This is a genomic window from Streptomyces sp. A0592 (genome assembly GCF_004795115.1).
In the GTDB taxonomy this organism is placed as follows: Bacteria; Actinomycetota; Actinomycetes; order Streptomycetales; family Streptomycetaceae; genus Streptomyces; species Streptomyces erythrochromogenes.
On record NZ_SSBM01000001.1, the window covers coordinates 624696 to 648948 of the forward strand.

General features: G+C 73.2%; 26 protein-coding genes and 1 pseudogene. 16 read left to right on the forward strand and 11 right to left on the reverse strand.

From position 1 onward, the window contains the following. Positions 1-38: 38 nt before the first annotated feature. Complete coding sequence (locus E6U81_RS02935) at positions 39-830, reverse strand: SDR family oxidoreductase (RefSeq protein ID WP_136228430.1); 792 nt, start codon at positions 828-830, stop codon at positions 39-41. A 148-nt stretch (positions 831-978) separates the two neighbouring features. Here E6U81_RS02935 and E6U81_RS02940 point away from each other — a divergent pair, with 148 nt between their 5' ends. Further along, positions 979-1551, forward strand: a complete 573-nt coding sequence (locus E6U81_RS02940; protein ID WP_136228431.1) for a TetR/AcrR family transcriptional regulator — start codon at positions 979-981, stop codon at positions 1549-1551. Positions 1552-1580: 29 nt separating this feature from the next. Here the strand turns inward: E6U81_RS02940 and E6U81_RS02945 are convergent, their stop codons facing one another. Further along, complete coding sequence (locus E6U81_RS02945; RefSeq protein WP_168714529.1) at positions 1581-2108, reverse strand: NUDIX hydrolase family protein; 528 nt, start codon at positions 2106-2108, stop codon at positions 1581-1583. 219 nt (positions 2109-2327) lie between these two features. Between E6U81_RS02945 and E6U81_RS02950 the strand changes: the two genes are divergently transcribed. Together E6U81_RS02950 and E6U81_RS02955 are read left to right on the forward strand one after the other, a co-directional pair. Continuing rightward, positions 2328-3548, forward strand: a complete 1221-nt coding sequence (locus E6U81_RS02950) for a cytochrome P450 (RefSeq protein WP_136228433.1) — start codon at positions 2328-2330, stop codon at positions 3546-3548. A gap of 87 nt (positions 3549-3635) precedes the next feature. Then, on the forward strand, positions 3636-4589 hold the full coding sequence (locus tag E6U81_RS02955) for an AraC family transcriptional regulator (RefSeq protein WP_136228434.1): 954 nt from the start codon (positions 3636-3638) through the stop codon (positions 4587-4589). A 22-nt stretch (positions 4590-4611) separates the two neighbouring features. Here E6U81_RS02955 and E6U81_RS02960 read toward each other — a convergent pair whose 3' ends face one another. Further along, entirely contained in the window at positions 4612-4908 is a 297-nt protein-coding gene (locus E6U81_RS02960) for an STAS domain-containing protein (protein ID WP_136228435.1), read from the reverse strand. A gap of 30 nt (positions 4909-4938) precedes the next feature. Continuing rightward, entirely contained in the window at positions 4939-7845 is a 2907-nt protein-coding gene (locus E6U81_RS02965) for a LuxR family transcriptional regulator (RefSeq protein ID WP_136228436.1), read from the reverse strand. Positions 7846-8001: 156 nt separating this feature from the next. Here E6U81_RS02965 and E6U81_RS02970 point away from each other — a divergent pair, with 156 nt between their 5' ends. Continuing rightward, positions 8002-8640, forward strand: a complete 639-nt coding sequence (locus tag E6U81_RS02970; protein ID WP_136228437.1) for a response regulator transcription factor — start codon at positions 8002-8004, stop codon at positions 8638-8640. A 70-nt stretch (positions 8641-8710) separates the two neighbouring features. Here E6U81_RS02970 and E6U81_RS02975 read toward each other — a convergent pair whose 3' ends face one another. Beyond that, positions 8711-9517, reverse strand: a complete 807-nt coding sequence (locus E6U81_RS02975; RefSeq protein WP_136228438.1) for a peptidoglycan recognition family protein — start codon at positions 9515-9517, stop codon at positions 8711-8713. Positions 9518-9714: 197 nt separating this feature from the next. Between E6U81_RS02975 and E6U81_RS02980 the strand changes: the two genes are divergently transcribed. Continuing rightward, positions 9715-10368 (forward strand): hypothetical protein, encoded by a 654-nt coding sequence (locus tag E6U81_RS02980; protein ID WP_136228439.1) that lies wholly within the window; start codon positions 9715-9717, stop codon positions 10366-10368. Positions 10369-10480: 112 nt separating this feature from the next. Further along, positions 10481-11110, forward strand: coding sequence for a GNAT family N-acetyltransferase (locus E6U81_RS02985; protein WP_136228440.1), 630 nt, complete (start codon positions 10481-10483; stop codon positions 11108-11110). Between the two features lie 10 nt (positions 11111-11120). Here E6U81_RS02985 and E6U81_RS02990 read toward each other — a convergent pair whose 3' ends face one another. The 3 genes from E6U81_RS02990 to E6U81_RS03000 form a co-directional block, all read right to left on the reverse strand. Then, a complete protein-coding gene (locus E6U81_RS02990) occupies positions 11121-11546 on the reverse strand; it encodes a hypothetical protein (protein ID WP_240803582.1) in 426 nt (141 codons plus the stop codon). A gap of 153 nt (positions 11547-11699) precedes the next feature. Further along, the gene (locus E6U81_RS02995) at positions 11700-11948 is read right to left on the reverse strand and encodes a hypothetical protein (protein ID WP_240803583.1); all 249 of its coding nucleotides are present in this window, start codon (positions 11946-11948) and stop codon (positions 11700-11702) included. An 85-nt stretch (positions 11949-12033) separates the two neighbouring features. After that, a complete protein-coding gene (locus E6U81_RS03000; protein ID WP_136228442.1) occupies positions 12034-12525 on the reverse strand; it encodes an SRPBCC family protein in 492 nt (163 codons plus the stop codon). A gap of 161 nt (positions 12526-12686) precedes the next feature. Here E6U81_RS03000 and E6U81_RS03005 point away from each other — a divergent pair, with 161 nt between their 5' ends. Beyond that, a complete protein-coding gene (locus E6U81_RS03005; protein WP_240803584.1) occupies positions 12687-13058 on the forward strand; it encodes a hypothetical protein in 372 nt (123 codons plus the stop codon). A 252-nt stretch (positions 13059-13310) separates the two neighbouring features. On the opposite strand, the gene E6U81_RS40410 is transcribed toward E6U81_RS03005, so the two are convergent. Beyond that, the gene (locus E6U81_RS40410; RefSeq protein WP_240803599.1) at positions 13311-14033 is read right to left on the reverse strand and encodes an MFS transporter; all 723 of its coding nucleotides are present in this window, start codon (positions 14031-14033) and stop codon (positions 13311-13313) included. A gap of 847 nt (positions 14034-14880) precedes the next feature. Between E6U81_RS40410 and E6U81_RS03015 the strand changes: the two genes are divergently transcribed. The 6 genes and pseudogenes from E6U81_RS03015 to E6U81_RS03040 all read left to right on the forward strand — a co-directional run bounded on the left by E6U81_RS03015 (position 14881) and on the right by E6U81_RS03040 (position 18832). Then, positions 14881-15345 (forward strand): DUF2199 domain-containing protein, encoded by a 465-nt coding sequence (locus E6U81_RS03015; RefSeq protein WP_240803600.1) that lies wholly within the window; start codon positions 14881-14883, stop codon positions 15343-15345. After that, positions 15342-15862: pseudogene (locus tag E6U81_RS03020) on the forward strand (hypothetical protein). Before E6U81_RS03015 ends, E6U81_RS03020 begins: the two are co-directional and overlap by 4 nt. Positions 15863-16130: 268 nt before the next feature. Beyond that, positions 16131-16829: a helix-turn-helix domain-containing protein gene (locus E6U81_RS03025; protein WP_136228444.1), complete on the forward strand. Its 699-nt coding sequence runs from the start codon at positions 16131-16133 to the stop codon at positions 16827-16829. Positions 16830-16861: 32 nt separating this feature from the next. Next, the gene (locus E6U81_RS03030) at positions 16862-17365 is read left to right on the forward strand and encodes a DUF3291 domain-containing protein (RefSeq protein WP_136228445.1); all 504 of its coding nucleotides are present in this window, start codon (positions 16862-16864) and stop codon (positions 17363-17365) included. A gap of 56 nt (positions 17366-17421) precedes the next feature. Then, positions 17422-17835, forward strand: a complete 414-nt coding sequence (locus E6U81_RS03035) for a response regulator transcription factor (protein ID WP_136228446.1) — start codon at positions 17422-17424, stop codon at positions 17833-17835. Between the two features lie 130 nt (positions 17836-17965). Then, positions 17966-18832 carry an alpha/beta fold hydrolase gene (locus tag E6U81_RS03040; protein ID WP_136228447.1) on the forward strand — a complete coding sequence of 289 codons (867 nt, stop codon included), beginning with the start codon at positions 17966-17968 and terminating at the stop codon, positions 18830-18832. A gap of 201 nt (positions 18833-19033) precedes the next feature. On the opposite strand, the gene E6U81_RS03045 is transcribed toward E6U81_RS03040, so the two are convergent. Together E6U81_RS03045 and E6U81_RS03050 are read right to left on the reverse strand one after the other, a co-directional pair. After that, a complete protein-coding gene (locus E6U81_RS03045) occupies positions 19034-20155 on the reverse strand; it encodes a nucleotide disphospho-sugar-binding domain-containing protein (protein ID WP_136228448.1) in 1122 nt (373 codons plus the stop codon). A gap of 189 nt (positions 20156-20344) precedes the next feature. After that, on the reverse strand, positions 20345-21028 hold the full coding sequence (locus tag E6U81_RS03050) for a DUF4232 domain-containing protein (RefSeq protein ID WP_136228449.1): 684 nt from the start codon (positions 21026-21028) through the stop codon (positions 20345-20347). A 349-nt stretch (positions 21029-21377) separates the two neighbouring features. On the opposite strand from E6U81_RS03050, the gene E6U81_RS03055 reads away from it, so the two are divergent. From E6U81_RS03055 to E6U81_RS03065, 3 genes are all read left to right on the forward strand, one after another. Then, complete coding sequence (locus E6U81_RS03055; protein WP_136228450.1) at positions 21378-22169, forward strand: alpha/beta hydrolase; 792 nt, start codon at positions 21378-21380, stop codon at positions 22167-22169. A 164-nt stretch (positions 22170-22333) separates the two neighbouring features. Beyond that, entirely contained in the window at positions 22334-22579 is a 246-nt protein-coding gene (locus E6U81_RS03060; protein ID WP_136228451.1) for a protealysin inhibitor emfourin, read from the forward strand. A 156-nt stretch (positions 22580-22735) separates the two neighbouring features. Next, entirely contained in the window at positions 22736-24214 is a 1479-nt protein-coding gene (locus E6U81_RS03065; RefSeq protein ID WP_136228452.1) for an RNB domain-containing ribonuclease, read from the forward strand. The last annotated feature ends 39 nt before the right edge of the window (positions 24215-24253 follow it).

Consider the following 24253-nt stretch of genomic DNA (forward strand, 5'->3'; position numbering starts at 1 on the left):
CGGCGGGGGACCGCCGCCGGCCACGGTCGAGAGACGGCCTAGCGGCGGGAGCGCTGGGAGTCGACGATCTGCCGCACGGAGCCGTCGAAGTCCGCCCGGGCCTGGATCCGCTCGGCGAAGCCGGGGAACTGCCCTGCTATGGCGCTGAGCAGCCGCAGCTCCAGCGGGGCGACGTTGACCTCGCACAGGTCGCGGCGGACGGCCCGCAGGACGCCGTCGGCGACCTGGCCGGGCGTGACGGTCCTGATGCCGTTCGGTGTCGAGGCGCCGGTGGCCGCGAACATCCCGGCGTCACGGACGAAGCCGGGCTGGACCAGGGACACCCCCACGCCCGTGCCCCGGAGCTCCTGGCGCAGGGCGAGGGCGAACCCGCGCAGCCCGAACTTCGTCGCGTTGTACAGGGAGGTCGACTTGGTGGCCGCCTTGCCGGAGATGGAACCGACCAGCACGATGTGGCCGCGGCCGCGGGCCACCATGCGTTCCGCGAGCAGCCGGGACAGCAGGACGGGTGCCCGCAGGTTGACGTCGAGGGCGCGGTCGAGCTGCTCCTCCGTGTAGTCCAGGAGGTCGCCGCTGGCGGGCAGTGCGGCGTTCGCGACGAGGACGTCCGTCTCGGCGCAGGTCTCGGCGAGGCGCACGACGTCGGCCCGGACCGCCAGATCGGCGATCACGGCCCGGGCGCCGCAGGCGTCCGCGGCGCTCTTGAGGGCGGCCTCCTGCCGGCCGGTGACGGTGAGGCGGGCCCCCTGCGCGGTCAGCCGCGCGGCCAGGGTGGAGCCGATGCCTCCGGTGGCCCCGGTGAGCAGAACGTTCGATCCGGACATCTCCACGACGACTCCCGTGCGGCGTTGCGGCCTTCTTCTACTGTTCGTTCGAACGAACAGTAGGGACCGCGTCCCTGCTTGTCCACACCCCGGCGGTCCCCAACTCCCGCCCCCGCAGGGGCGACCACGCAGGTCGATGGGGCAGAATGCGGACATGCCCCACGCATCCGCCACCCGCCAGATCATCATCGACGCCGTACTGCGGATCATCGGGCAGGACGGCATCGCGGCCGTCACCAACCGGCGGATCGCCAAAGAGGCCGAGGTCTCCCTCGGCTCCGTCACCTACCACTTCGCCACCCAGCACGAGCTGCTGCGCGAGAGCCTGCTGCACTTCGTGGCCGAGGAGACCCGGCACTTCACGGCACTGGCCGACGAGTGCTCCGACGAGCACTTCGACATCGGCCAGGCCGCCGAGGTGGTGGCACAGGTCGCGGGGGGCAACGCCTTCGACAGCCGCCACATAGCGCCCTTCGAGCTCTACGTCCAGGCCGGCCGCGACGAACGGCTACGGGCCGCCGCGGCCGACTGCTTCGCCGCCTACGACCTGCTGGCCACCCGGATCCTGACCCAACTGGGCGTCCCGGACCCCGAACGGCTGGCGGGCGTGGCCGTCGCCCTCGTCTTCGGGCAGCAGCTGCGCCGCCTGGCCACCGGGGCACCCGCCGAGGACCTCGTGGACACCCTGCTGATCCTCACGCGGCTCACCCCGGCGCAGACCCCGTAGGCCGTGCGCGCGGGGGCGGCCGCCGCGCCTCAGTAGGCGCGTCCCACGTGCGCCAGGGCCTGCTTCAGCAGCACCGCGTGGCCGCCCGGCATCTCGCCCTGCACAGCGGGTGAGGCCGCCTCCTGCGGGCTGAACCACACCAGGTCCAGGGCGTCCTGCCGCGGGCGGCAGTCGCCCGTCACCGGTACGACGTAGGCGAGGGACACCGCGTGCTGGCGGGGGTCGTGGAACGGGGTGACCCCGGCCGTGGGGAAGTACTCGGCCACCGTGAAGGGCTGGAGGGAGGCCGGCACCAGGGGAAGGGCCACCGGCCCCAGGTCCTTCTCCAGGTGGCGCAGCAGCGCGTCACGGATCCGCTCGTGGTGCATGACACGGCCGGACACCAGGGCCCGGCTGATCGTTCCGTCCGCGCCGATCCGCAGGAGCAGTCCGATGCTGGTGACTTCGCCGGTCTCGTCGACGCGCACGGGAACGGCCTCGACGTACAGGATCGGCATCTGGGCCCTGGCCGCGTCCAGCTCGTCACTGGTCAGCCAGCCTGGCGTAGTTTCGGTCATGTCAGCCATTTCTTGATCATACTTTCCGGAGTGGGCCTCGGCCCAGATCACGCGTCCATCGGAAATCGACAGGCCATCAGGTTGCCATTGATACCGAGAACTGACGGGCCGTCGTAGCGGGAGGCGGCTCGTCCGCCATGACCGAAAAGCAGCATTCGCGGAGACTCGGACGCATATCCTCACTTCCCATGGCAGAGGCGTCGTACTCCTGGAGGCACGATGAGTGAGCGGCCGGTCCTTCTTCCCTACGCCGACCCGGCTTTCCTCGCGGACCCCTTCCCGCTGTACCGGGAACTGCGCGAGGAAGGCCCCGTACGCCGCGTGGTCGCCGCGGGCGGCCTGGACGTCTGGCTCGTCACCCGCTACGAGGACGGACTCGCGGCCCTGTCCGACTCCCGCCTCAGCAGCGACGTACGCGACGCCTCGGACCCCCGGCTCCTGGCCCAGCTGCCCGGAACGGAACGCGAGTCGATGCTCAGCAACATGCTCCGCAGCGACCCGCCCGACCACACCCGCCTGCGCCGCCTGGTCTCCAAGGCGTTCACCGCCCGCAGGGTCGCCGAGATGCGGCCCCGGATCCAGGCCCTCACCGACGGCCTCCTGGACGCGATCGCCCCCGCCGGCCGCGCCGACCTCGTCGCGGACCTCGCGCTTCCGCTGCCCGTCGCCGTCATCGGCGAACTGCTCGGCGTACCGGCGGACGACCGCCTCGACTTCCAGCGCTGGACCGACCGCATGATCACGCGGGGCGCGGAGCCGCCGGACCCCGCCGTGGTGAACGAGGCGTGGCAGCACATGCGCGCCTACGTGACCGGCCTCATCCGCGACAAGCGGGCAGCCCCCGGGGACGACCTGCTCAGCGGCCTGATCGCCGCCCGCGACGAGGAACGGCGCCTGAGCGAGGACGAACTCATCGCCATGGTCTTCCTGCTGCTCGCGGCCGGCTACATCACCACGGTCAACCTGATCAGCGGCGGCATCGCCATGCTCCTCGCCCACCCCGGCCAGCTCGACCTCCTGCGCTCCGACCCCGGCCTCCTGGGCAGCGCGATCGAGGAGTTCCTCCGCTACGACGGCCCGGTCAGCCCCGGCATCGCCCGCTTCGCCCGCGAGGACGTCGAGATCGCGGGTACGGCCGTCCCGCGCGGCGCGACCGTCCTGATCGCATCGGCCATCGCCGACCGCGACCCGGCACGGTTCCCCGACCCCGACCGGCTCGACATCACCCGGCAGGACAACGCCCACCTCGCGTTCGGCCACGGCGTCCACTACTGCCTGGGCGCGCCGCTGGCCCGACTGGAGGGGCACATCGCGATCGGCACCGCGCTGCGCCGGCTGCCCGGGCTCGCCCTGGCCGTGGAGCCCGACGGGATCCGCTGGCGGCCGGGCGGACTGCGCGGTCCCCTGAGTCTCCCCGTGACCTTCGACCCCGGTGCGTAGCAGCCCCGGCAGCCCGGTCGCGGCATACTGGAGGCGCCTGTCGCCGGCAGCCGTGCCGGGGGTGCGGGTGGGGCGAGGGAGGGCCTGATGACGAAGCTCTTCTTCGAGAGCGGGAACCTGGAGGCCACGGAGGCGTTCCTGTCCGCCGCCTACACCCCGATGCGGATCGGCGGACGCCCCGCGGACACCCGGGCGCGGATCTCCCGTACCGCGGTCGGCGGTCTGAGCGTGGACCGGCTGTCGTTCGGCTACACGATGGGCTACGACGCGGGCTGCCTCAACAAGGTGTGCCTGGTGACGATGCACAGCGGCACCATCGTGGACACCACCGGCGGACGCGAGGAGGTCTTCGGCCCCGGCGAGACCTTCCTCCTCGCCCCTCCCGACCGGCCGTACGAGGGCCGGGTGCGCGAAGCCCGGTACACGATCACGATGTTCGACCCCCGCCTGCTGGGCCGGGTCGCCGCGGCCCCCGCCGGCAGGGCGGTACGCATCACCGGACCCCGGGCCGTCGGCCCCGCCGAGAACCGCCGGCTCGGCGCGGCCGTCGCCTACCTCCGCGACCATGTCCTCGACGACGACGCGGCATCCGGGGACCCCGACGGGCTGCTGGTCTCCACGGCCGCCCAGCACCTGGCGGCAACGGTGCTGCGCACGCTGCCCAACACCGCCCGGGAGGACGCGGACGCCCCGCGCGACACGCGCGACGCACACAGCGACACCCTGCGCCGCGCCGTCGCGTTCATCGAGGCCAACGCCCACCGCGACATCACGCTCGCCGACATCGCCGCCTCGGTCCCCGTCACGCCGCGCGCGGTGCAGTACGCCTTCACCCGGCACGCCGGCACGACGCCGCTCGGCCACCTCCGCCGGGTCCGGCTGGCCCGCGCCCATGCCGACCTCCGGTCCGCCGACCCGTCGGGCGCCGCAACCGTCGCCGGCATCGCCGGGCGCTGGGGCTTCGCGCACCAGGGCCGCTTCGCCGCCGCCTACCGGCAGGAGTACGGCGTGGCGCCCTCCGCCACGCTCAGATCCGGCTGAGGCGAGCAGCCCGCGGCCACGGTCAGGACCCCGTGCCGGGAGGTCCGTCGGGCGCCCCGGAGACGGTGAGGTCGAACACCTGGTCGGCGCCCGTGATGCACAGCAGGCGGTGGACCTGCGCGGCGGGATCGGCGAGCGTCAGCGTCCGCCCGTTCGACTCGCACAGCGAGCGCGCGTGGAGGAGGGCGTTGAGCCCCGCCGAGTCGCACAAGTCGAGTCGCGAGAGGTCGACGACCACCCGTGCCGGGGCACCGGGAGCGGTACAGGCCTCCCGGAGTGCCGTCCGCAGCGGCTCGACGTGGTCGAGGTCGGTGGACAGGCGTGCAGATCGCGGCGCCGGCGTGTGGCGTCAGGGCGTGCCGTACCGGCCCGGCCCACGGTGTGATGACGCGGTGGTCATGGCAGCGGCCAGATCCGCGCGGCGCTGTATGCCGAGCTTGCGGTACGTGCTGGTCAGATGGGTCTCCACGGTGCGTCTCGCCAGGTGCAGGAGGTCCGAGATCTCGGCGTTGGTCCGGCCGTCAGCGGCCAGTGCGGCGACACGGCGTTCGCTGCCGGTCAGGGAGGCCTCGCCGGTGAGTGGGGCGGAGCCGGTGCGGGCGCCGCCGACGCGCAGCATGTCCTGGGTCAGCGTCAGCAGGCCGGTGGCGCCCAGGCGTTCCGCGATCACGGACGCCTCGCGGAGCAGGGGACGCGCCCGGCGCGGATGGCCCGCCGCGGTCAGCAGCCGGCCGTAAGAGAGCAGGGCGGGGGCCAGTTCCAGCCCCAACCCCGGTTCCAGCCCCAGCCCCGGTTCCGGGACCGCCCCCGGGGCGGGCGAGGCCCCGCGCAGCAGTTCGACGGCCTGCCCGGTGAGCGCCAGGCCGCGACGCCCGCCGGTGACCTCACCGAGTACCCGCAGGGCGCGGCCCACCACCCGCGGGGTTCCCCAGGCCGTGGCGAGCCGGTACTCCGCGTCGGCGAGCGCGAGGGCTTCCCGGGGGCGGCCCAGAGCCCACTGGACCTCGGCGGCCGCCGACCGCCAGGGCGTGATCGCGGGGCCGGCCGGCTCCCCGCCGAACCCGCGCCGACCGCACTCCAGGAAGTCCGCGAGGGCGCCGTGCCGGTCCCCGGAGGCGGCGCGCAGGACTCCACGCGCGTAGCGGAAACGGCCGGCTGCCTCCCCGTCGTCCTCCGCGCCGCCGGCGGCGACACCGGTACCGGTACCGATACCCACGCCCACGCCGACGCCCCCACCGGCACCGACGCCGTCGGCGAGGCGACGGGCTTCGGCCAGCCGGTCCGTCCGGACGAGGGCGAGGACGGCCCGGGCGGCCAGATCGCCGGCGACCGCGGGCCCCGCACCGTCCACCGGCAGCCCGTTCTCCTCGGCGTACGTCAGCACGCGCGAGAAGTCCCCGCGGGCCGCTGCCGTGTCGATCCGTACGTGGAGCAGCAGTTCGTGGGCGGGATGCAGCGGGGAGACGCGGTGTCCGGCGAGGCCCGCCGCGACGAGCTGGTCCGCCCAGTCCAGCGCGTCGGCCCACTGCGCCACGCAGGCGGCGGCGCCCAGCAGGTACGGCGCCGACAGCGGATCCTCGGGCGTCGTGGTGAGGCTGCGCAGCCGGCGCAGGGCCTCCTCGGCCGAGACCAGGCCGGCGGCCGCCTCGTACCGCAGGCGCAGGACCTCCACGGTGGGACTCGACGGGCCGGCGGCGCCCAACTCGGCGCGGACGCTGCGGCGCAGGCCCGGGTCCCGCTCGGCGAAGAGCGCGGACGCCGCCAGAACCGTCCGTGCGAGGACGGGGTCCTCCCGCACGCCGTCGAGACCGCGCAGCACGTCGAGAGCCGCCCGGCTCTCCCCGCGGCGGGTCAGGGCGGTGCCGAGGGCGATCGCGGTCAGCGCCCGGTCGCGGGGACGTTCCCGCAGGCGCAACGCCTCGGTCAGCCGCGGGACTCCGCCGGAGGGCTCGGTGGCCGTCTCCAGGGTGGCGAGTTCGACGAGGGCCTCGGCGCGTCGCGCGGGGGCCAGCGGTTCGTCCAGCGCGCCCCGCAGATAGTCGGCGGCGTCGCCGGTGCGGCCCGCCCTGGCCGCCTCGGCGGCGGCGTCCAGGAGGGTGGCCGCCGAGCGAGGCATGCCGACCGGTCCGGTCCGCAGCAGGTGCCCGGCCACCTCCTCGGCGCTGTCTCCCCGGCGGTAGCGGAAGTCGGCGGCGGCACGGTGCACGGCCTCGCGCCGCTCGTGGGACCAGCCGTCGAGGACGGCGTCCCGCAGGAGGGGATGGGCGAACCGCAGGTCGCCCTGCACCGGGTCCGGCCGCAGCAGGCCGAGCCGGGTCATCGCCGTCGCCCAGCCGAGGACCCGGGCCGGCCCGGAGCCCGTGACCGCGGCGAGCAGGCATTCCCGCCCGGGCACGTCACGTTCGTCCGCCCGCCCGGCGCACCCCTTCACCTCGGCGAGGGTGCGCGCGACGGTCGCGGTCTCGTGGCCCGCGCTGTCGAGCCACCAGGTGACCGCGGCCACGAAGGCCCCCGGATACAGATCGGCGCAGGTGTCTGGGAGAGCGCTCCCAGAACGGCCGCCGTCCGGGGCCACGACGCGGAGGTCGTCCAACAGGGCCCGCAGCAGGAGCGGATGGCCGGCGGACGCCGCGACGCACCCGTCCGTCCAGGCCGGGTCCGTGTCCGGCCCGAAGACGTCGTGGACCATCGACTCGGCGGCAGGCCGGCCGAGCGGGCCGCAGGTGTGGACGCGTACGAGGGAGGGCGCCAGGCCGTGGCTGAAGCCGGGAGCCGGCGGCGTGACGTCGTACTGGACGCGCTCGGTCACCACCATCAGCACGGGCAGTGCGGCCAGGCGCCGGGCGGCGTCGAGGAGCCAGCGCCGGGACGCGTGGTCGGCGAGGTGGACGTCGTCGACCGCGAGCAGGAGCGGGGCGTCGACCGCCCGCGAGCACAGCAGCCGCCAGAGCCGGTCGGCGTGACGGCGCTGGTCCGGATCCGTCGCGGGGTCGTCCTCCTGCACGCACCCTGCGGCGGGACACAGCATCTTGCGTATGGGCGCGAGGGGTTCGCCGGACTCCTCCGGGGAGCAGGAGACGGTCAGCACCCGCATGCCGTGGTCCGCGCCGTGACGTACGGAGGCCCTCAGGAGTGCGCTGCGGCCCGTCCCCGTGGGTCCGCGGAACAGCAGCAGCCGCCCGGAGCCCGCCCGGGCGCGCTCTGCCTCGGAGGACAACAGGGCGAGTGCGTCTGCACGTTCGAAAAGGGACGCCATCACACGCTCCTGGCGATCTGGTGGTCGATCTGGTGGTCGATCTCGTGGTTGATCTCGTGGTGAGCCACGATTGTCGGCGGACCGACCGCAACAGGACGATTCTCGAAGCTCGTTCGGCGTGTTGCACGCGCTCCGCTCACTTAAGGATGTTCGGTCATGGCTCTGAGTGCCCGCGCCAGGATCCCGGTCGAGGTCCACGCATCGGACCCGCTCTCCTTCGCCGGAGCGACCGGCCAGTTGCGCCGGCAGCCCGAGGTCGAGCTCGTCGAGGAGCTTGCCGGGCGCCCGGGGACGGTCGCGATCCTGCTCGTCGACGCACTGGACGAGACGACGCTGTCGCGTCTGCGGCGGCTCACGCGCACCGAGGGCACCCGGGTGGTCATCGTCGCGCGTGCACTGCGGGAGGCGGACCTGCTCCAGGTCGTCGAATGCGGAGTCCGCGCCATCGTCTGGCGGCGGGAGGCGACGGAGGACCGGATCCTCCAGGCGGTCCGCGCGGCCGCCCGGGGCGACGGAGACCTGCCCTCTGACCTGATCGCCCGGCTGATCACCCAGATCGGCTGCATGCAGCGCAGCGCCGAGGGAGTGGCGGGCACCCCGGCCTCCGGCCTCGCACAGCGCGAGGTCGACGTACTACGGCTGGTAGCCGACGGGCTGAGCACCGAGGAGATCGCGGGGAAGCTGGCCTACTCGGAGCGCACCGTGAAGAACGTGATGCACGGGCTCACCACCCGCCTGCACCTGCGCAATCGGGCCCATGCGGTGGCGTACGCCCTGCGCGAGGGGTACATGTGACGGCCCGAAACCGGGCGGAGCCGTCCGGGCCGAGGGCCCGGGCGGCGCGGTCGTCGTACGGGACGCTCCGTCAGGGCAGCAGTCCCGCGGGCAGGTATTCCCCGTACGCGTCGGCCGGGCGGCCGGTGGCCTGGCGGACCAGGTCCCACACCGGATCCTCTTCCGGTTCCGACAGGGGCGTGCCGAGCCGGGTGGCGACGTCCCTGCGGAGGGTCGGCAGCAGGGCGTACAGGCGGTCGCCGGGACAGGACGTGGCGTTGAAGTCGCGGTGGCCGTAGATCTCCGACGCGGGCAGTCCGTACTGGCTGCAGATGTGGGCGCACAGGTCGGCCAGCGCCGCGAACTGCGCCGCGGGCGGGGTCTGCGAGGTGTAGGTGCCCTCGTTCTCGATGCCGATCGACACCGTGTTCTGCCCGACGCAGTGCGCCGCGCGCACCTGGCGCCTACCGGTGTTCAGCTCCGCCAGGCTGTTGTGGCGGCCCTCCATCACGAAGGCGCCACGGCTGATGGTGAAGTGCTGCCCGGTGTCGATCCAGCCCTGCGCGTCCATGTGGTACGTCTGGATGGCCTTGGCCAGGGCGAAGGCGCGCTGCTTGGAGTAGTCGGTCACGTTCGCCGTCGCCGTGTGGTGGACGACGATCCGCTCGGGGCGGTTGGCGAGGACGACGACGGGCTCGGACGCGGCCCGTGCGCCCCAGGCGGCGCAGCCGATGATGTTCGGCCCGGCGGCCGCGTACGCGCGCCCGGCCGCGGCGACGGGCAGGGCCGCCGCGGTGGCCAGGGCGAAGGCGCCCGTGAGGACTGACCGGCGGGTGTACCGGGCCGAGGCAGGTGCCGGTGCCGGTGCTGATGCCTGGTGCGGTGCGGGGAGGGTCATACGGTGCCCGTTTCCGTAGGAGGCTGCCCATTCAAGGGAGCCCGGCCGTACGCGCCGCGCCGACACACCGAACGGCCGCCGGACTCTCCCCGACCGGCCGCCGTCGTCCCGCCCACCTCGCTGACCCCACCCGCCACAACGGCGGTCACCACGGGGCGGTTGAATGAGCCGCGGACCACACAGGGGGAGGGGGAGCAGTGGCACTGCATCCTGAGGGCGTCTACACCAGCGGCCCCATCGCACACCTCGTCGGGCTCGCGGCGGGCGGAACCGACGCGCTGGAGTGGGAGGTGCTGCGGCTCGCGCGGACCATCCGGACCGACCACTACTGGGACGCCACCTGGCGGGACACAGCCCAGAGCCTCGCTTCCCGGCTGGACCACCTGGCCACGACGTTCAGCGAGGAGTTCTTCGCGACGTGCCCGCACGAGGCCCGCCGGGCATGGACCGCGGCCGCGGGGGCCCGGCCCGTACCGGAGTTCATGACCGGACTCGCGGCGCTGCTGCGGCTCGCGGACCGGCAGGGGTTCGCCGCGTACGAGGAGGTCCCGCTGGCGGCGTGGGAGGTACGGGCCCGATTTCCCCTGCTGTTCGGGCTGGACTCCTGGGCGTACGACGCCGAGTACGGCTCCTACGAGGAGAGCCTGCTCGCCTTCATCGAGTCCGAACACCCCGACTGCCACTACGAAGTGATCCCCCGCCTCACCCAGGCGCTGGAGGTACGGACGCTGAGTACGCGGTCGGCCGCCTTCGCCCGGTCGCTCCGCACCCTCGCGCCGGAGGCGACGCCGGAGACCCTCGCCGCGCTCGCCCGGGTGTCGTTGGCCCACATGACGGACCACCACCTCTGACGGCTGCGGCCCTCCGTACGGGGCGCCCGCTCCACGCGGAGCGGGTGGCTCCTACGGCGTGTCCACCGCCGTACGGCCGGGGCGGCCCGGTCGGGCTGCCTACCGTGATCCCATGAGCAGACGCCCCGCAGAGCCGTTGGCCGGGTACGGCATCCGGCCCGCCCGGCCCACCGAGTCCGCGGCGATCGCCGCGCTCCTGGCCCGCGCCTTCGCCGACGACCCGGTCATGGCATGGATGGTCCCCGCCGTCGACCGGGAACGCAGGATCGCCCGCTACTTCCGGCTGGCCCAGCGCCAACAGCGGCCGCGCCCGGGCGGCGTCCGGGTCGCCGCGACGGGCGAGGGGCGGCTGCTGGGCGCGGCGCTGTGGTCGGGGCCCGGGTGCTGGAAGGTCTCCGCGGTACGGGAACTGGCGGCGCTGCCCGAGTACGCGCGCGTCTTCGGCCTCCGTGGGATGCCGCGGGCCGGAGAGGTCCAGAACGCCATGCACGAGGCCCATCCGGACACGCCGCACTGGTACCTGCCGACCGTGGGGACGGACCGGGGACTCCAGGGGATGGGGGTCGGCTCGACACTGCTGCGCCAGCAACTGGCCGAGTGCGACCGGCTCGGGCAACCCGCCTACCTGGAGTCCAGCAACATCACCAACATCCCCTTCTACGAGGGACTGGGCTTCCGCGTCACCGGTGAGATCCGCCTCCCGGGCGGCGGGCCGACCCTCTGGCCGATGTGGCGCGGCTGAGGCGCGCCGCTCAGGTCTGGCACTGCCGGGTCGCTGCGGGGGACCAGCCGCTCCAGGCGGCACCGTCGGCCTTCGCGTGCACGCGGATCTCGACCTTCACGGGGCCGCACACCCGGGTGCTGCTCCCCACCTCGAGTGGGCCGACGGACTCGCCGGCGCGGACGTGGGTGCGCCCGCTGCCCAGCTTCTCCCAGTGACCGCCGTCGACGACGCGGAAATAGGCCTCGTAGGCGACGTTGAGTCCCTTCGACCCGGTGTTGCGCGCCTTGATGTACGCCGTGATCTCGCGCGTGGGGAACCGGCCGGCGGATCCGCGCTCGGCGCTGATGCACCCGTTGACGGCCACCCGGCCGGTCGACGTCCCGCCGCCGCAGGCGATCGCCGCGGCGTCGGCGGTGGCCGGTACGGCCAGTACGGTCAGTGCGGCTGCGGCCAAGATCGCTGCGATGCGCCTCAGGTACAACGGTCCACACCCTTCGTCCGATTTCCCCGTCTACGGACAGACCATGGCCCGCGTCGGGGGGTGGGCGGCAGGGTCTCACCGGATCTTTCGCCCGAACGGGTGCAGAAGCCGTCGGGCCGCCTCCGGTCAGGCCGCCTCCCGCCCTGCCCGAGCCCGGCTGCGGGCCGCCCGCCGCAGCTCGACGCCGCCGGCGCGCCAGCCCTCGGGAGCGGTCCAGTGGGGATGGGCGCACAAGCGCCCGGACAGGGCGATCAGCCGCCGGCGCAACACGGTGGTCCCGCCCTCGGCGGGTAGCTGCGCCAGCTCGGCATACGTACGCAGCCACGCTTCTTGGAGCGCGACCAGGTCGTCGGGGAACCGGAATGAAGGCCTCACTCCTCTATTCCAACACATGTTCGATTTTATGTGCGCGCGGATCCGCCCGCGGATCATGCCCCGCCGTCGGTGGACCGGGAGCAGATCAGCCCGTCGCTTCGCGGACGTCCTTCCCCTCTTCGGCGAACGCCTTGAAGTCCTGCATGTGCTGCAGCGACTGCTTGCGGAAGGCGCCGGGCATCAGGAGTCCGACCAGCCGCATCAGCACGCCGCTGAACCGGTACTCGTTCTCGCTCACCCAGAGCGTCGCCCCCGGACCCGCCTCGGTCAGCCGGTCGCGCACGGCGCTCCACATGCCCTCTCCGACGATCTCGCGGTCGAAGTGAACGACGCTCCCTCTCGGGATCCCGTGCAGGTCCAGCGGTTCGCGGCGCGTGATGGTCTCGGTGAGCTCCATCGTCCGCTTGTCCATCTGCATCACGACTCGCGACGTGGTGCCGACCTGCCCGTGCGCGCCGGTCAGCGGCTCGTGCAGCACCAGTCCCCGCAGCCACTGCGGCAGGTGGGCCGGGTCGGCGAGCAGCTGGACCACCCTCTCCCGCGGCAGGGCCACCTCGATCGAGACGGTGTACTTCATGCCAGGCCCTCCAGGTCCTTGAGCGAACGGGCGACTCCACTGATCTCTCACCCGCAGGCGGGATGCCCTAACAGGACCACCACCGTCGCACTCCGCTCGGCAGCGCCATCGGGCCGATTGCGAGTCCTGAGGGCCGTTCCCGGCATCCGTGTGCTCCGGGCATGAAACGCTTGTGCTTCTTCCGCCCCGCCCGAGGGGGAGCACGGAGCAGCGTGCCGCGGGCCTTCGTCCACCGGATCACCAAGTACGACCCTGCCGACCGCGACGAGCGCGGCCACTACGCCGGTACCGAGGACCCGGACAGTGACCACGGGCCGGTGGAAGCGGCGTACCTGGCGGCGATCGCGGCCTTCGCGGAGGCCTCGGGTATCGACCGGCTCGAGATCCGCGAGCCCTCGGTCACGGGCTTGGACGCGGTGGCCCGTACCCGTGCACTCGGCCTCTTCCCGGAACCGCTGACGGCCTCCCCCTGCGCGGCGGAGTTCGGCGAACGGGAACCGGCGGAGCCGGACTCGGCCCGCGGGCCCTGCTGACCGTCCGGCCCGACCTGACCTCGGATGTCGGCGCGGTCCTCGCCGCGTACATCGACGAACGCCACCCGCTGTTCGTCGCCGCCCTGCCGGACAGCGACGGCGTGTTGCGCGCCCGGTGGTCACCCGATCGCGCACCGGGCGGTCCTGGACGAGGTGCCGGACGTGTTCCGCCCGTACGTCACCGAGCCCGCGGGTGGCGATGACGGGGGCACCGCAGGCACGTGCGGCGGGCGAGGCGGGGCGCCCGCTCGCCTACGGCCGCGCCCCCACCTCCGCTCCCGTCCCCGTCGGCGGCTCGGCGCCGGCCGGTTCCGTGCGGCCCGTAGGCCGCGCATGGCGCGTCCGTGCGGCCCGCAGGGCCAGCGCGGCCGCGGCGACCAGACCCACCAGCGCGATGCCCGCACCGGACAGGCGCAGAGCCCCGGCCGCGCCGAAGCCAGTCACCAGCGGTCCTCCGAGCGCGGTGCCCAGGGGCACCGACAGCACCCGCACCGCGGAACTCGCCGCCAGGGCCTGCGGCAGCAGAGCACCGGGCGCCGCGCTTTGGCAAAGGGTGGTCGACAGCGAGGAGTAGGGCGGCCAGAGCAGTCCGGCCGCCCCGAAGCAGACGACCGACACGGCCGTCGGGGCACCCACGCCCAGGGGGAGCATCAGTGCACCGAAGCAGATGACGATGCCGACGGTTGTCGGCCACATCCGCCACCGGCCGAGGAAGCCGGTGATCACCGAGCCCAGCACGGCGCCGATACCGAAGGCCGTGTAGTACGCCGCCAGCAGGCCGGCCGAGGAGCCCAGGTCGTCCGACACGTGCAGCGGGAGGGCCACGTACACCGGGCCGAAGAGGAAGAAGAACGCGAAGCTGAGCGCGAGCAGGCCGGACAGCGCCGGTACGCGCCGGATCACCGCGAATCCGGTGGTCCGCGAGGCCGTGTCGTCCTCCGGCTCCGGGACCGCGTCCCGGGGGGCCGCGACCAGGAAGGTGACCGCGCGTTGCCGCGTCCACGGCCAGTACCGTTGCGGGGCCCCCGAACGCGATCAGCAGCGTCGCGAGCGGCGGCCCCAGCACCGTGGAGATCGCCCCCACCCCCGACAGCACGGCGTTGCCCGCCAGGTGATCGCGGTCCGGCAGCACCCTGGCGATCAGCGTCCAGACACCCGCCTGCCCCCAGGAATGCAGTGCGGAGGAGACCGCCAGCAGCGCGACGTACCCCTCGATGCCGAGTGCGCCGAAGGCGTGCAGCACGGGGACGGCCCCCAATGCGCCCGCCCGCAACGCGGCGTCCCAGCCGACCAGTTGGCTGGGACGGCGATGGCGGAGGAAACGGCCGAGCAGCAGAGCGCCCACCGCCCCGGAGAGGGTGTAGGCGGCTGCCGCGAGCGCCACCCAGAAGCCGCGGTCCGCGGCCGGTGCCAGCTCGATCGCCAGCCAGCTCACGGCCACCACGGCCATGCCGTCCCCCAGCGACGAGACGGCGAAGCCCGGGAGGACCCGCCGCAGCGTCGGGTCACTGATGACGGGCCAGTACGGCGAAGAACGCATCACCTTGCTCAGGTCCGGGCCCACGGGTACCTCCACACACGTCAACGCAACCGACCGACCGACCCCACGACCCTTCCCCGCGAAACGGCGCACGTCGGGCCCTTCGTCTTTCGGCAGAACCATCACGCTCGCCGCGAACGGAGCCGCGCCAGGCCGTTGCTTCCGGATCCTGCCGGGCCCGCGCCGACAGGATCAGAAGGAGACGGCCTAGTCTCTGGGGCCATGACCAGTGATTTCGGGTTCACCTGCTCGTGCTGCGGCGCCCACCATCCCGAGCTGCCGATGAACTACACGGCCGAGGCCCCTGCCGTGTGGGATCCGGCCTTCGCCGATGCGGACGACTGCCTGCTCTCGCCGGACCAGTGCGTGGTCCGCGGGCAGCACTACTTCGTCAAGGGCCTGATCGAGATACCGGTCATCGGCAGCGACGACGTGTTCTCCTGGGGCGTCTGGGTCTCGCTCAGCCGTGAGAACTTCTCCCGGGCGGCAGACCTGTGGGACGAGCCCGGCCGCGAGGGCGAGAAGCCCTACTTCGGCTGGCTCACCACCGACCTGCCGGTCTACTCGGCCACGACCCTCAACCTCAAGACCAACGTCCACACCCGCCCCGTGGGTGAGCGCCCCTACGTCGAGCTCGAACCCACCGACCACCCCCTCGCCGTGGAACAGCGCACGGGGATCACCCTGGACCGCGTACGGGAGATCGCGGCGGCGGTGCTCCATTCCGCCGACGGCACGCAGCGATGAGGGCGGACAACTGCGTGCCGCCGAGCCCGATCCCCACCGCGCCCGACGGACTGACCCGCAGAGCCCGGCGGTTCGTCGAGACGGACGGCATACGTGTCCCGGCGGCGGACATCCGACGCCACCGCGACCTGTGGATCGGATCCGGCATCCCCGCTGGGCAGATCGATCGGGCGCAGGCCTTCCAGGACCGCTGGAGCGGCCTCGCCCTGCCACCGGCCGCTGGACACCCCTGCATGCCGGCGTGAACGGTTGGGTGGAATCGCCGGCACTGGCCGCCCACGCGAGACGCTGGGCCAGGACCGTCACGAGGATCACCGGCGAGGAGGCCGTGGAGGGTCTGGACCTGGACGCGTACGAGCCGGTGCCTGAAGTGCGGGGTCCGACCGACAACTGGTGGCGGGGGACGGGCTCGCTCATCGCCGTCGACCGAGGCGAGGCCGTCGCCCTTGACGCACCTCGATGCCTCGAAGCTCACGTCTACGACGGGCTTGACGAGTGGGGCCTGCACGGCGGCTGACCCGCCGGCTCCGCCCGCCGCCGAACCGGGGCGAGAACGAGACGCCTTCGAGCGGCATCGGCGCCGACCACCCCGCCCCGGCCAGGGCGTCCAGAACGTCGCGCACGGTGGTCGGGCACGTGAACGTGAAGTCGATGTCGGCGTCTGTGGATCCCATGACCTCCGGGCGGGGCTGTCGATCGGGATTTGGAGCTCAGGTGCGCGCGGTGTCGCATGCGGGCGGCGTGCTTTTTCTATCTCCAACCTGGGTTGTTTCTAGAATGGCCGGGTGAAGGACATCGACGTGATCGCGGTGCTGCAGGATCCGGTGCGCCGCCGACTGTACGAGTACGTGGCGGCCCAGGGGCGCGAGGTCGGGCGCAACGAGGCCGCCGAGGCGGCCGGAGTGGCGCGCACGCTCGCCGCGCACCACCTGGACCGGCTGGCCGAGGCGGGGCTGCTGGAGAGCGGCAGTCGCCGCCTGACGGGGCGGTCGGGGCCGGGGGCGGGCCGGCCGGCCAAGGTGTACACGCGGGCGCGGGTCGAGCGGTCGGTTTCGCTGCCCGCCCGTGACTACCGCACCGCCGCCGAGCTGCTCGCCGAGGCCGCCGAGCAGGCCGGACTGGACGCCGGGCTCTGCGCCGCCGCGCGCCGCCGGGGCGAGTCCCTGCGCGGCGGGGCGGCGCCCTGCGGCGGACTCGACGAAGCCGTGGAGCTCCTGGCCGCCCGCGGCTACGAACCGCACCTGGAGGAGGCGGAGGAGGGGGGAGAGGGGGTGGAGGGTGAGGCCGGCCGGGGGGCTGTCGTCCGTATGCGCAACTGCCCGTTCCATGCCGTCGCCGAACGCTTCCCGCCGCTCGTCTGCGGCATGAACCTCGCGCTGCTGGAAGGGCTGATCGGTACCGACGGGCCGGTCCGCGCCCGCATGGACGCCAGGCCGGGGGAGTGCTGCGTGGTGATCGAAGCTTCTAAAAACAATCACCATTGACATAGAAAAGCGGGCCGTGCTGGGATGAGGCCATGACCGAACCCACGCACGCCGCCCACCTCGCCCAGCTCAACATCGCCACGCTCCTCCACCCCTTCGACGACCCGCGCATCGCGCCGTTCGTCGAGATGCTCGCTCCGGTCAACGCCGCCGCGGACGGAGCGCCCGGCTTCGTGTGGCGCCTCGTGGAGGAGGGCGAGGGCGACGCCACCGGCCTGCGTCCGGCGGGCGAGGACGTCATCGTCAACCTGTCCGTGTGGGAGACCCGGGAGGCGCTGTGGGACTTCGCCTACCGCAGCGGGCACCTGGAGGTGATGCGGCGGCGCCGCGCATGGTTCGAGCGGCACGTCGAGGCGCACCTGGTGCTCTGGTGGGTCCCCGCCGGCCACCTGCCGACCGTCGGGGAGGCCCTGGAACGGCTGAGCGACCTGCGGGCGCACGGGCCGTCCCCGCGCGCCTTCACCTTCGCCTCCTCGTACACCGCCGCCGAGGCGGCCCGGCACCTTCAGGCCGCCGTGCCGACCGCCCACTCCTGAGGTCCACCGCTCTCGGGTCGCCCCGCGGTGCACCCCGCAGCAGGATGGGAAGGGTGATGACGGTCCTGGTGGTCGGCGTGCCCGACGGCGAGCAACTGGAACTGCTGCGCTCGGGCATCCAGCGCAACCCGCACTTCCAGGTCGTATCGCACGCCCACGACCCCGCCGTCGCCCTCGCGCACGCCCGCGTCCTGCTGCCCGACATCACCGTGATGTCCCTGCCGGCCGGGCTCGACAGCATCGACGCGGACCCGGCGGTCCTCCGCGTGTTCCGCGGGGTGCGGGATCTGGACCCGCCGGGCGGAGTGGTGCTGCGGACGCCCGCCGTCCAGGTGCCCCGCGCGGTGTCCGGCCTCGCGGTCGAGGGGGCCGTCCACATCGTGCGCGAGGGGGACTTCGACGCCCTGATGCGGGCCCTGCGCACGATCGGCCTGCGGCGGGCCAGCTGCGACCCGGACGAGATGCCCTGACCGGGCGTCGGCCGAACGGCCAACCGGAACTGGGCATACCTATTGGTTGGATGATCATTCTCTGCGTACTGTCGCGCCACCGACGTCCCGTCGGAGCCTCATGTCCGACAGAGAGTGAGAGAGCAGACAGATGCAGTCCATCCCGACCTTCGTGCTGGTGCACGGTGCCTTTGCGAACTCCTTCTCCTTCGCGCCGCTCCAGGCCGAACTCGGCCTTCTCGGGCACCGCTCCGTAGCCGTCGACCTGCCCGGCCACGGTTTCGGGGCGAGTTACCACCGCGCCTACCAGGCGCCGCAGGACCCCGGAGGGCTCGCCACCGCGCCCGGCTCGATCCGCGGTGTCACGCTCGCCGACAACACCGCGCACCTGATCGACGTACTGGAACGGGCCAAGCAGAACGGGCCGGTGATCCTCGTCTCGCACAGCCGCGGTGGCATCACGGCCACCGCCGCCGCCAACGCACGGCCGGACCTGATCGACCGCATCGTCTACGTCGCGGCCTGGGCCCCGGTCGACCTGGAGGTCGGCGGCTACTACGCCGAACCGGAGATGGCCAAGGTCGATGCCGCCTCCCTGAGCCTGGCGCTGGCCGGCAACCCCGCGGAACTCGGCCTGCTGCGCGTCAACTTCCGTACGGCGGACCCCGCGGCCCTCGCCGCCTTCAAGGCGTCCTTCCTCGCCGACGGCACCGACGAGGAGTTCCTGACCTTCCTCAACACCTTCCAGCCCGACGAGAACCTGGACGTCGGCACCGCGGCCGACCGGGCGCAGGCCGCGACCTGGGGCCGCATCCCGAAGACCTTCGTACGCCTGGCCGACGACGCGAGTCTGCCGCTCGCCCTGCAGGACCGGCTGATCCGCGAGGGCGATGCCCTGACGCCGGACAACCCGTACGACGTCCGCACCCTCGACGGCAGCCACCTGAAGTGGCTGGTCGACCCGGCACCGGCGGCCCGGGTCCTGGGCGAGCTGGCCGCGCTCACCGTGTCGGCCTGACGGGCCGGGGGCGCGGCCTAGGCTGCGCCTGAGCTCGACGCTGCCGGCGTGCCGGCCGCAGAACCACCCGATCGCGGTGCCGAAGGCTCGGGGCGTATCGACGTGTTGCGCCGCGCCGCGGATGCGGCCGGAGCCCGGACGGGCTTACCCGTCCGGGCTCCGGCCCCAGGTCCGGTGCCCGGGCCGCCTCGTGAGGCCGCCTCAGGCGGAGGCCAGGGCCTCCAGGGCGGGGACGGTCTCGGCCGGGGTCGGAAGGGCCGCGTTCTCCGCGCGGAGGCGATCGGCGGCCTCGCGCAGGTCCGGGTCGACGGTCAGCCGGGTGAGGAGCGCGGAGTCTACGTCGTCGGAGGTGGAGCGCAGGGCGGCACCGGTCGCGGTGAGGGCGTCGGCGTTGGCGAAGTGGTCGGCGCCCTGGGGGAGGAGGAGCTGGGGCAGGCCGGCCTGGAGGGCGGTGAGCAGGGTGCCGGAACCGCCGTGGTGGACCAGCGCGTCGGAGGTGGTCAGCAGCTCGGCGAGAGGGACCCAGGGAAGCGGGCGCACGTTGTCCGGGAGGGTGCCGAGCGGCGCGAGGTCGGTGTCGCCCACGGCGAGCAGGAACTCGGCGTCCACCGACGCGGCGGCCTCCATCAGGCGGACGATGGCGCGGACGCCGTCCAGCTCGGTCAGCACCGTGCCCAGGGTGACGGTCACGCGCGGCCGGGTGCCGCGGCGCAGCAGCTCGCGGGGGACGAACCCGCCGCCGTTGTACGGGAGGTAGCGCATCCGCAGGCCGTTCGGGTCGCCGCCGAGGGAGGCGGGGACGATGTTCAGCGCGGTGGGCTCGGCGGGGCCGGCCACCCCGTACGTCTCGTACGCCTCGGTGAAGTTGGCGGCGAGCCGGCCGACCATGTCGTGGCCGGAGGTGACGCCGAAGTTCTGGATCACGGACGGAATCTTGAGCTTGGCCGCGACCAGCGGGGCCGAGGCCTGGAAGGAGTCGTAGACGAGCAGGTCGGCGCCCCAGCTCTCGGCAACGTCCAGCAGTCCGTCCACGGTGGGACGGGACAGGAGCGCGAAGCCGTTGGCCGCCCGGTCGAGGATCTGGTCGGTCGTCATGTCGGTCGTGACATAACGCACCTCCTCGCCCGATGACTGTTCGAACACGTCCCGGATGGTGCGGCCGTCGCCTATCTCGACGACCGGGAATCCTGCCTGGCGCAGCTGGTGCAGCGGCTGCGAGCCCGCGAACAACACTTCGTGCCCGGCGGCGCGTAAGGCCTGCGCGGTCGGGATCATCGGGAAGAGGTGCCCGGCCGAGGCCGGACCGGTGAAGAGTACGCGCACGGTTTCTCCTTGCCCATGGTCTGACGGTCGGGGACGGGCGGTGCGGGCTCGCCCCCGTTCCCTCCGGTGAACTGACCGGAGTGCACGTGGTGTTCCCCGGGAGAGATCGAAAACCAGACGTTCTGGGAGGACGGTGGGCAAGGCGCCCTCCGGCTCGTCGGCCCGCCGGCTCGCCGCCCGGTCACAGCACTAGCTGTTGCCGGACCTGAAGAGGAAGTCCTCGACGGCGCGGAGATCGGTGTTCCAGTACGTCACGCGGGGGTTGGGGCCGACGGTCAGGGATCCGACCTCGTCCGAGAGCCGGATGTCCAGTGATGCCACGTCCCTGTTGCTGCCGGGGGCGCGGTCCTGGTAGCCGAGTGAGAACGACGTGACGGTCCGCGTCTGCTGGCCGGCCCGGAAGACGGACACGCCCGCGTACGCCTTCTCCTTGGGCCCGATCGTGGCGACGGCCCGCGGCTTGGAGTCCGTCGGGGCGATCGGATCGCCGATGTCGGTGCCGAAGCGGACATACGGGTAGTGGTAGAGCGTGCAGGCCTTGTCGGTGAAGTTGGTGGCCGTGATGAGGAGGTGCTGTCCCGAGTCCTGGCGCCATCCCGACGTGTCGATCGAGAGGTCGTTGTCGTTGCAGGCCGCGATGGCGGTGCTGCCGCCGCCCGGGCTCTGAGAGGCGCCGGCCGTACCCTCGCTGCCACCGGGCCGGGCAGTGGTTCCCGCAGGGCTCGGGGTACCGGAAGGGGTGGCGGCGCCGGACGCGGTCGTGCTCTTGCCCTGGTCCGCGCCGCCGGAGTCGCAGGCCGCGGACGAAAGGAGCGCGGCGACGGCCACGGCCCCGAGGGTGCAGGTCTTCCAACTCTTGCGGACAGTGCGCATGGTGGCCCCCGTGTGCCTTCACATGGCTTGAATGGTGCGTTCGACGTTTCGGTTCTGCCCTGCGGAATGACCGAAATCCTGATCCCTCGGGACCGTTACGCACTCAGAACGTGAAGGACACCATTCCGTTCAAGTGGCCACGGACCGTCCGCTCCCGGGGCTGTGACGGCAGGACCTAGTGGTGTGGCCGGAAAGGTTCACCGTGTCGCGGCGCCCGGCACGGCACCTCGCCGCGTTGTCGGACCACGCACGTACGTCCGGTACGGGCCGTGGCCCTCCGCCTTGCGATCCACCGCACCGGACACCGCGACCCGGCGAACCTTTCCGGCCACAGCACTAGCATGCGGGGATGGAGATTCGAGTGGGCCAGGTGGCGGTTCACGCCGTGGAGCACGGGGCCGGGGCGGGGCCGCCGGTGCTGGTGCTCCACGGCGCCGGCGTCGACCACCGCGAGGCCGAGGCGTGCTTCGAGCCGGCTCTCGACGGAGTCGCGGGGCTGCGGCGGATCTATCCCGACCTCCCCGGGACGGGCCGGACGCCCGCACCCGCATCACTGCGCAGCGCGGACGACGTCGTCGACACGCTGCTGCGCTTCGCCGACGAGGTCACGGGCGGGACCGCGTACCTCCTCGTCGGCCACTCGGCCGGCGCGTACTTCGCGCAGGCGATGGCTGCACGGCGCCCGGAGCGGGTCGCCGGCCTGGCGCTCGTATGCCCGTTGCTGCCCGCAGTGCGCGAGGTCCCGGAGCACCGCGTGGTCGTCGGATCGGGGGACATCGGCGACGACGTCTTCCGGAGCTACTTCGTCATCCAGACACCCGAGATGCTCGAACGGTACCGACGCTACGTGGCGCCGGCCGCGGCCCTCGTCGACGAGGCGGCGCTCGAGCGCATCGGCGAACACTGGGCGCTCACCCCCGCGAGCCCGCCCGCGCCCGCGTACCCCGGGCCGGTGGTGGTCGTGGCCGGGCGGCTGGACTCCACGGTCGGCCACGCGGCCGCGGTCGACCTCGTCCACCATTACCCGCACGCCTCCCTCGCTGTGGTCGACGACGCGGGACACGCCCTGCCGCACGAGCAGCCGGACGTCCTGCGCGCCCTGCTCGCCGAATGGCTCACGCGCGTCGAGCGCTCGCTCTGATCCCCGGCCCCATGGGGCCGTGCGGCCGACCCGCGGCGGCGTTTTCCGGACGTTCGTACGCTCCGGGGCGCGCTCCGTGTCAGCGGGCCGCGGTTCGGGGCATGCGCGGCAATGGCTGCGACGCGCAGACCGCGTGACACACCAGCGAACAGGAAGGATCGGCCATGCTGATAACGGTCACCCGCTCCGGAGGCTTCGCCGGCGGCCTGGAGAAGCTCAGCGCAGTCGACACGACCGGACGCGCGGACGCGGCGGACCTGGAGGAGCTCGCCCAGCGGGCCGTCGCCCCCGTACCCGACGGCTACCGCTACCGGATCACTGTCGACGACGAGGTGCTCGACCTCCAGGACCCCTGCCTGTCCGACGCCCAGCGGACGTTGATCCGTACCGTCCTCGGCGTGGGCGCCTGACCGGCCCTGCCAGGCCTGCCCGGTCTACGAGGCCCACGAGGGCGGGCCGGGCGCGCCGCCGCGGGCCGGAGCCCGGCGGCGGCGCGCCCGGCCCCGCGGCACCCGGACGGATCCGCCCGCCGTGCCGGTGACCGCCCTCCGCCCTACGCTCGGGGCATGCCACGCCGCCCGATGCGCATGTCCGAAGCGGCCAAGGCCGCGCTGGCCACCGCCTTGCAGAAGCTACGGACCGACCTGCAGGCCCCCTCGGGCTTCCCCGAGCCCGTGCTCGCGGCGGCCGAAGCCGCGGCCCGCTCGCCCCGGCTCCCCGACAAGGACGCCACCGACCTGCCGCTCTTCACGATCGATCCGCCCGGCTCGAAGGACCTCGACCAGGCCATGCACCTGGAGCGGCGGCCCGGAGGAGGGTTCCGCGTCCACTACGCCATCGCCGACGTGGCCGCCTTCGTCACCGCCGGCGACGCGCTGGACACCGAGGCCCGCAAGCGGATCGTGACCCTGTACTTCCCCGACGGAAAGGTGCCGCTCCACCCGCCCGTGCTCTCCGAGGGCGCGGCCAGCCTGCTGCCGGACCAGAAGGTCCCCGCCCTGCTGTGGGAGCACGACCTCGACGCCCACGGCGAAGTGACCCGGTCGTCCGTGAGCCGCGCCCTCGTGCGCAGCAGGGCCAAACTCGACTACGCGGGCGTGCAGCAGGCCATCGACTCCGGCACCGCCGAGGAGTCCGTCGCCCTGCTGCGCGACATCGGCACCCTGCGCGAGGCCGTCGAGGCCGAGCGGGGCGGCATCTCGCTCAGCCTGCCCGACCAGGAGGTCACCTTCGAGGACGGATCGTTCCGGCTGAGCTACCGGGCCGCGTCGGCCGTCGACGGCTGGAACGAACAGATCTCCCTCATGACCGGGATGGTCGCGGCCAGGATGATGCTGGACGGCGGCCCCGGCATCCTGCGGACCCAGGACCGGGCCCCGACCCACGAGGTCACGCGACTGCACCACATCGCGCAGGGCCTCGGCATCGACTGGCCGCACCACGTCTCGTACGCCGAGCTGATCCGCTCCCTGGACCCGCACCGGCAGAAGCACGCGGCCTTCCTCCACGAGGCGGCCGGCGCCTTGTTGCTGAAGTCGGTCTACAAGTCCTTCCCCGACCACGACCACATCCCCGCAGAGACGGTCCACGCGGCGATCGCAGCACCGTACACGCACTGCACGGCCCCGCTGCGGCGCCTGGTCGACCGCTACGCCGGCGAGCTGTGCGTGGCCGTATGCGCGGACCGGGAAGCGCCCGAGTGGGTGCTGGCGGCGCTGGGGGACCTGCCGACCAGGATGGAGAAGGCGAAGGGAAGTGCGGCGGACCGGCAGTCCGTCGACCTGGTGGAGGCGGCGCTGCTCATGGACCGGGTGGGCAGCACTTTCGATGCCGTGGTCATCGACACGGACGCGGAACGGGCGCAGCCGAACCCGAGGGAGGGTCAGGTTCAACTGGCGGAGCCCGCCGTGCTGGGCAGGGTGACCTCCGCCGCCGTCGACCTCGAACTCGGTGCGAGCGCCCGGGTCACACTCGAACGGGCCGACCCCGCCTTCCCCGACAAGAACAGGCGGGTCCTCTTCAGCCTGGTGCAGGAGCACGGCTGACCACCTCTCAGGATCTGGGTCACGACCGGGCTCGGGCAT